Origin of the sequence: Streptomyces poriferorum (assembly GCF_019399235.1) — a bacterium.
Lineage (GTDB): Bacteria > Actinomycetota > Actinomycetes > Streptomycetales > Streptomycetaceae > Streptomyces > Streptomyces poriferorum.
The window spans coordinates 1-6,687 of sequence record NZ_JAELVH010000325.1 but is presented as its reverse complement, the minus strand read 5'-3'; the positions used below and the strand labels follow the sequence as shown (position 1 = coordinate 6,687).

6 protein-coding genes are annotated in these 6,687 nt (G+C 71.1%); 3 read left to right on the top strand and 3 right to left on the bottom strand.

Features of this window, described 5'->3' with window-relative positions:
• Positions 1-363 precede the first annotated feature (363 nt).
• The 3 genes from rplM to glmM all read left to right on the top strand — a co-directional run bounded on the left by rplM (position 364) and on the right by glmM (position 2,914).
• Positions 364-807, top strand: coding sequence for a 50S ribosomal protein L13 (gene rplM / locus JGS39_RS34585; protein ID WP_136328420.1), 444 nt, complete (start codon positions 364-366; stop codon positions 805-807).
• Between the two features lie 45 nt (positions 808-852).
• Positions 853-1,380, top strand: a complete 528-nt coding sequence (rpsI, locus tag JGS39_RS34580) for a 30S ribosomal protein S9 (protein WP_219573707.1) — start codon at positions 853-855, stop codon at positions 1,378-1,380.
• A 175-nt stretch (positions 1,381-1,555) separates the two neighbouring features.
• Positions 1,556-2,914 (top strand): phosphoglucosamine mutase, encoded by a 1,359-nt coding sequence (glmM, locus tag JGS39_RS34575; RefSeq protein WP_219573706.1) that lies wholly within the window; start codon positions 1,556-1,558, stop codon positions 2,912-2,914.
• A 31-nt stretch (positions 2,915-2,945) separates the two neighbouring features.
• On the opposite strand, the gene JGS39_RS34570 is transcribed toward glmM, so the two are convergent.
• From JGS39_RS34570 to coaA, 3 genes are all read right to left on the bottom strand, one after another.
• Positions 2,946-4,484 (bottom strand): PH domain-containing protein, encoded by a 1,539-nt coding sequence (locus tag JGS39_RS34570; protein ID WP_219573705.1) that lies wholly within the window; start codon positions 4,482-4,484, stop codon positions 2,946-2,948.
• A gap of 101 nt (positions 4,485-4,585) precedes the next feature.
• Entirely contained in the window at positions 4,586-5,551 is a 966-nt protein-coding gene (locus tag JGS39_RS34565) for a DUF389 domain-containing protein (RefSeq protein ID WP_219573704.1), read from the bottom strand.
• 18 nt (positions 5,552-5,569) lie between these two features.
• Positions 5,570-6,565 carry a type I pantothenate kinase gene (gene coaA / locus JGS39_RS34560; RefSeq protein ID WP_219573703.1) on the bottom strand — a complete coding sequence of 332 codons (996 nt, stop codon included), beginning with the start codon at positions 6,563-6,565 and terminating at the stop codon, positions 5,570-5,572.
• Positions 6,566-6,687: the final 122 nt, after the last annotated feature.

Sequence of the window (6,687 nt, the reverse complement as noted above, 5' to 3'; positions counted from 1 at the left end):
GGACCCCCACCACCGGACAGGGGCGCACCCCGCACCCCGCGGAGCGACCCGCACACCCCAAGCCCGTCCGGCGATTGAGGACGGAACCCTCAGCGCCGGACCGGGGCAAGGTCAAAACCCCCGCCGCCGCCCGCCCAAGGGCCCCGTTTTGACCCGTCCGGGGCCGGGCGGGTACTGTCGGGGTTTGTTATACGTATTGGCTTCGTCGTTCTCACGCGAAGGGCCCTTACGTAGGTTCTCTGGAGCAGTTACCAGTGGCTCGCATACGGGCAGCGTCCCCGGCATTGTGAGCCCCAGCTGCATGATCGCTTCAGAGGTGCCATGTGTCTGGACCCCATCCACTGAAGAAGCGAAGGCTACGAAGTGCGTACGTACAGCCCCAAGCCCGGCGATGTCACTCGCCAGTGGCACATCATTGACGCTGAGGACATCGTCCTCGGCCGTCTGGCCACCACGGCTGCGAACCTCCTCCGAGGCAAGCACAAGGCGATCTACGCCCCCCACATGGACATGGGCGACTTCGTCATCATCATCAACGCCGACAAGGTTCACCTGTCCGGCAACAAGAAGACCCAGAAGATGGCGTACCGCCACTCCGGGTTCCCGGGTGGTCTCCGCTCCGTTCGTTACGACGAGCTGCTCGCGAAGAACCCCGAGAAGGCCGTCGAGAAGGCCATCAAGGGCATGATCCCCAAGAACACCCTGGGCCGTCAGATGATCTCGAAGCTGAAGGTCTACGCGGGCGACCAGCACCCGCACGCTGCGCAGCAGCCGGTCCCGTTCGAGATCACCCAGGTCGCGCAGTAGTTCCGGCCTCCCCCCAAAGACGTAAAGAAAGATCTGAGGAGCATCGTGGCCGAGACCACTGTTGAGACCCCCATCGAGGGCACCGAGGGCGAGGAGACCTTCGCCGAGGTGACCACCTTCGAGTCCGAGGTCCCCGTCGAGGGTGAGTACACCTCCGAGTCGCTCGCAGGCCGCTTCGGCGACCCGCAGCCCGCGGCCGGCCTTGGCCGTCGCAAGAACGCCATCGCCCGCGTCCGGATCGTTCCGGGCACCGGCAAGTGGAAGATCAACGGTCGCACCCTTGAGGACTACTTCCCCAACAAGGTGCACCAGCAGGAAGTCAACGAGCCCTTCAAGATTCTCGAGCTCGACGGTCGCTACGACGTCGTGGCCCGCATCTCGGGTGGCGGTGTTTCCGGTCAGGCCGGTGCCCTGCGCCTCGGCGTGGCCCGCTCGCTGAACGAGGCGGACGTGGACAACAACCGCGCCACGCTGAAGAAGGCCGGCTTCCTCTCCCGCGACGACCGTGCGGTCGAGCGCAAGAAGGCCGGTCTCAAGAAGGCCCGTAAGGCCCCGCAGTACAGCAAGCGCTAAACCGCCTGCTCAACCGCGTTACACGTTCGCCCCGGCGGCACTCTTCGTGCTGCCGGGGCGTTCGTTTATTGACAACCTCGGGCATATAACGGCATAAGGCGTTCATAGGCTTGATGTGCTTGTTGCTTACTTAGTCTGATTTTTTTGCGTTTCGGAGCACCTTCGGAGGACACCAGTGGGACGACTCTTCGGCACGGACGGCGTGCGCGGTGTCGCGAATGCGGACCTGACGGCCGAGCTCGCGCTCGGTCTCTCGGTCGCGGCGGCACACGTACTGGCCGAGGCAGGCACCTTCGAGGGCCATCGGCCGACGGCCGTGGTCGGCCGCGATCCACGCGCCTCCGGAGAGTTCCTGGAGGCCGCCGTGGTGGCCGGGCTGGCCAGCGCGGGCGTCGACGTCCTGCGCGTGGGCGTGCTGCCGACCCCGGCCGTGGCCTATCTCACCGGCGCTCTGGGCGCGGATATCGGCGTGATGCTCTCCGCCAGCCACAACGCCATGCCGGACAACGGTGTCAAGTTCTTCGCCCGCGGCGGCCACAAGCTGGCCGACGAGCTGGAGGACCGCATCGAGACGGTCTACGAGCAGCACCGCACCGGCGAGCCGTGGGCCCGTCCCACCGGTGCCGGAGTGGGCCGCGTCAGCGACTACGCCGAAGGCTTCGACCGGTACGTCGCCCACCTCATCGGGGTGCTCCCCAACCGCCTCGACGGCCTGAAGGTCGTCCTGGACGAGGCACACGGCGCCGCCGCCCACGTCTCGCCCGAGGCGTTCGCACGGGCCGGTGCGGAGGTCATCACCATCGGCGCCGAGCCGGACGGCCTGAACATCAACGACGGCTGCGGATCCACGCACCTGTCGCTGCTCCGCGCCGCCGTCGTCGAGCACGGGGCCGACCTCGGCATCGCGCACGACGGCGACGCCGACCGCTGCCTGGCCGTGGACGGTGCGGGCGAGGAGATCGACGGCGACCAGATCCTGGCCGTGCTGGCCCTCGCCATGCGCGAGGCCGGGCAGCTGCGCAAGGACACCGTGGTCGGCACCGTGATGTCGAACCTCGGCTTCAAGATCGCCATGGAGCGCGAGGGCATCCAGCTCGTCCAGACAGCCGTCGGCGACCGCTACGTCCTGGAGTCGATGAAGGCCGAGGGCTACGCCCTGGGCGGCGAGCAGTCCGGCCACGTCATCGTCCTGGACCACGCCACGACCGGCGACGGCACGCTGACCGGCCTGATGCTGGCGGCCCGCGTCGCCGCCACCGGCCGCTCGCTCGCCGACCTCGCCGGGGTGATGGAGCGCCTGCCGCAGGTCCTCGTCAACGTCCCGGACGTCGACAAGTCCCGTGTGTCCACCTCCCCGGAACTGGCCACGGCCGTCGCCGAGGCCGAACGCGAGCTGGGCGCCACCGGCCGGGTGCTGCTGCGCCAGTCGGGTACGGAACCGCTGGTACGGGTCATGGTCGAGGCCGCCGACATCGAGCAGGCACGCGCGGTGGCCGGACGGCTGGCCGACGTCGTGAAGTCCGCGCTGGGCTGAGCCGCCCCGCGACTCCCGGAAGGACCCGGCCTCACGGCCGGGTCCTTCCGGCGTTCTGCGGCCGCCGACCGCACCCCAGCTCGTCGAGGACGCGGGCCAGGTCGGCCGGCGCGGCCGCGAGGCGGACCGGCTCGCCCGCGTCGTCCATCTCGGCGATGTGCCAGCTCCGGGGGACGCCGTCACCGTCGCTGCCCCGGGCACGCCGCACGTTCGTGACGGTGAGCCGCTCCACCGGGATCGTTCGGGCGGCGAACCGGCCCGGGCCGGGGTGGGGCGTGACCGCGGGCGGACCGCCCCCGACGACGACGTGGGTGCCGAAGCCGTGCGGGTTGTAGTCGGTGTGATCGAGGAAGCGGGCAGCCAGGAAGAGCTCCCCGGAACGGTCGGCCCCGGTCGCCGGGGCGTCGCCGGGTGAACGGACGCGGGTGGACTGCCAGGCCCGGGCGAACATCCCCAGGGTGGCCGCTGCGCCCGAGGCCGCCCAGACGAGGGTGCCGGGCGAGCCGAGCGGGTCCGTGGGGTGGAGGTAGCAGAGCGGCAGCAGCCATGCGGCCGTACCGGCGAGCGCGGCCGCGAACGGGAGTGCCGAGGGCAGGACCTCGTCGTCCGGCAGCCGGCGTCCGCGCCGCCGCAGCAGCAGACGGGCACCCGGGTAGCCCGCGGCGAGGGCGCATCCGGCCGCGACGGCGGCCACGTCCCCGGCGCCGGTGAAGTGCGCGCGCCACACGTACCGGTCTCCCGCGACCTCGCGCACCTGGTGGCGCCAGACGGTCAGCTCGACGCGGTCGCCCGGGCGGAACGTGCCGGCGGCCTCCCGGGAGACCCCGAGCCGTTCCAGTGGCCGTCCGCCGGCGAAGTACAGCCGGCTGCTGCCCTCCCTCCTGCTCACCTCCGTCCGCGAGATCTCCGCGTGCCGGGTGCTCAGGCACTCGCCGCGCTCCGCGGCGGGCACGGCGGCGGTGCAGGGCACGGCTGCCCTCCACGCCTGCTTCTCCGACGCGAGGCCCGGTACGTACCACGCGGCCAGGCCCGCGCCGGCGAGCAGCAGCACGCACACGGCCCATGACACGGCCGCGCCGCGCCCGGCGGTGCGGTACGAGATGACAGGGGCGCGGCCGCTCGACACGGGGTCTCCGTACCGGCGGTGCAGTGCGCGCAGCGCGTCCAGCTTCGCTTCGAACTCCGGGCGGTCGGCGGAGGACCCGCTCATCGGCAGCGGCAGCCGCCGCGTGTGCCCGTCGCGCAACAGCACGCTGACGCGATGGATGTCCTGGTTCCGGCCGTACTGGACGTACGTACGCAGGTCGGCGACGTGGGACCACGGCAGGTTCCTGCGGCGCAGCAGCGTCCGGGAGCGCAGCCCGCACGCGTCCGCGCTCACCCGGGCGGTGGCCGCGTACAGGCAGGCGAAGGCCACCAGCGCGAGCGGCAGGGCCGCGGCGGCCATGAGCCGGGCCAGGTACGCGGCGAGTACCGCGGCCAGGCCCGCCCCGGCCGCGCAGACGGCGGCGCACCACCACAGGGCCCGCCTCGGGGCGGGACGGTAGATCACTTCTCCGGCGTCGGGCATGCCTGAAATGGTGTCAGCGGCACGCCGCTCAGCGCTTGTGCGGTGTACGGCAGTTTCGGTGGGCGCGACATTGCCGGGCGCACGCCCGCGGGCAGCCTGTCCTACGCGTCAGCCGCCGCCGGCGGCTTCGGGTGGGCCGCGTACCAGCGCAGGGCCGCCATCCACAGGGCCTTCTGCGCCAGCAGCGTCAGGGTTCCCGCCAGGACGATCCCACCGAGGTTCGCCAGCAGCTGCTGGATGGAGCCCGTCATCTGGTTGAAGTCGTTGTAGCTGAACGCCACCGCCGCGTTGGCGGCGGCCGGCACCGTCGTCACCGAGATCGCGACGCCGATGAGGGCGCCGGACTTCGCCGAGGTGAGCGAGAGCGTCCCGGCGACGCCTGCGAGGAGGGCCACCACGAAGGACATCCAGTCCGGCTGCCAGACGAACGCCGTGTTCGGCCGGGGGGCCTCGATCATCGAGGCGTTGAACAGCCCGAAGAGGTCCATCAGCCAGGCGAACCCGGCCGTCAGCACCATGGCCGCGGCGAAGCCGCCGACCAGCGCCCACAGCGACCGCCACACCAGGCGCGGGGCGCGCTGCACCAGCGCCGTGGAGATCCCGGCGAGCGGCCCGAACTCCGGGCCCACCGCCATCGCGCCCACGATCAGGATCGCGTTGTCGAGCATCACACCGCAGGCGGCGAGCATCGTCGCGACGGTGAGGAACGCCACGTAGGTGATGCTGAACGTCGACTCCTCGTGGGTGACGTCCGTCAGCTCCTCCCACAGCACCGCGTCCGCGCCCTCGCCCGGCGCGTCCTCCTTGGCCCGGTCGGCGTGGGCGGAGAGCGTCAGGTCCATCCTCTCGACGGTGATCGCCCCGTACTCGGCGACCCCGAGCTCCCGCAGCGCCCCGATCAGCTCGTCGCCCGCCTCGCGCGCCACGTCGCACAGCACCACGTCACCGACCGGGTCGCGCGCGACCCCCGGCAGCACCACGAGGTGGGCGGCGCCGACGGTCCCCTCCAGCAGGTCCGTCACCTCGCCCGTCCGGTCGGACGGGACGATCAGGCGTAGATGCAGCACGGTGCACCCTTTCCGGGATCAGAGCTTGCGCAGGGACAGCCGCTGGACCTTGTGGTCGGGGCCCTTGCGCAGCACCAGCGTGGCACGGCCTCGGGTCGGCGCCACGTTCTCCACCAGATTGGGCTTGTTGATGGTCCGCCACATCGTCGCCGCGTACTCCATCGCCTCCGCCTCGGAGACCTGGGTGTACTTGCGGAAGTACGAGGACGGGTCCTGGAACGCCGTGGCGCGCAGCTTGCGGAAGCGGTTGAGGTACCAGGTCTCGATGTCCTCGGGCCGCGCGTCCACGTACACGCTGAAGTCGAAGTAGTCCGCGAGCCCGACCCTGGTCCGGCCGTCCTTGCCGGGCAGGGCGGGCTGCAGCACGTTCAGCCCCTCGACGATGAGGATGTCCGGGCGTCGCACGGTGAGGCGTTCGCCCGGGACGATGTCGTAGATCAGGTGCGAGTAGACGGGGGCGGTCACCTCGTCCTTGCCCGCCTTGATGTCGGCGACGAAACGGGTCAGGGCGCGCCGGTCGTAAGACTCCGGGAAGCCCTTGCGCGACATCAGGCCGCGCGCGTGGAGCTCCTTCATCGGCAGCAGGAACCCGTCCGTGGTCACCAGCTCCACCCGAGGGTGCTCCGGCCAGCGGGCCAGCAGCGCCTGGAGGATACGGGCGCTGGTGGACTTGCCCACCGCGACGCTGCCCGCGACCCCTATGACGAACGGTGTGCCGCGCTGCTCCCCGTGCCCGTTGCCCGCGTCCCCGAGGAAGGTGTTCAGGGCGCCGCGGAGGCCGGACGTGGCCTGGACGTACAGATTGAGGAGGCGTGAGAGCGGCAGGTAGACGTCCCGCACCTCGTCGAGGTCGATGACGTCCCCGAGCCCGCGCAGCCGCTCCACCTCGTCGGCGGTCAGCGGCAGCGGCGTCTTGTCGCGCAGCGCGCTCCACTCCGCCCGGGAGAGGTCGACGTACGGCGTCGCGGCGGGCTCGGCGCGTCGGTTCGTGCTCCGTGTCGGCGAAGTGATCACGGGTTCATTGTTGCGGGAGTTCGACGGGAGTTCGAACGGGGCGAGGGGTGGGCTCGGTCACGTGGCGGACGGAGCCCGGCCCCCTTTCGGTCCGGACCCGGGCGCCCTAGGTGTTCTGTCCA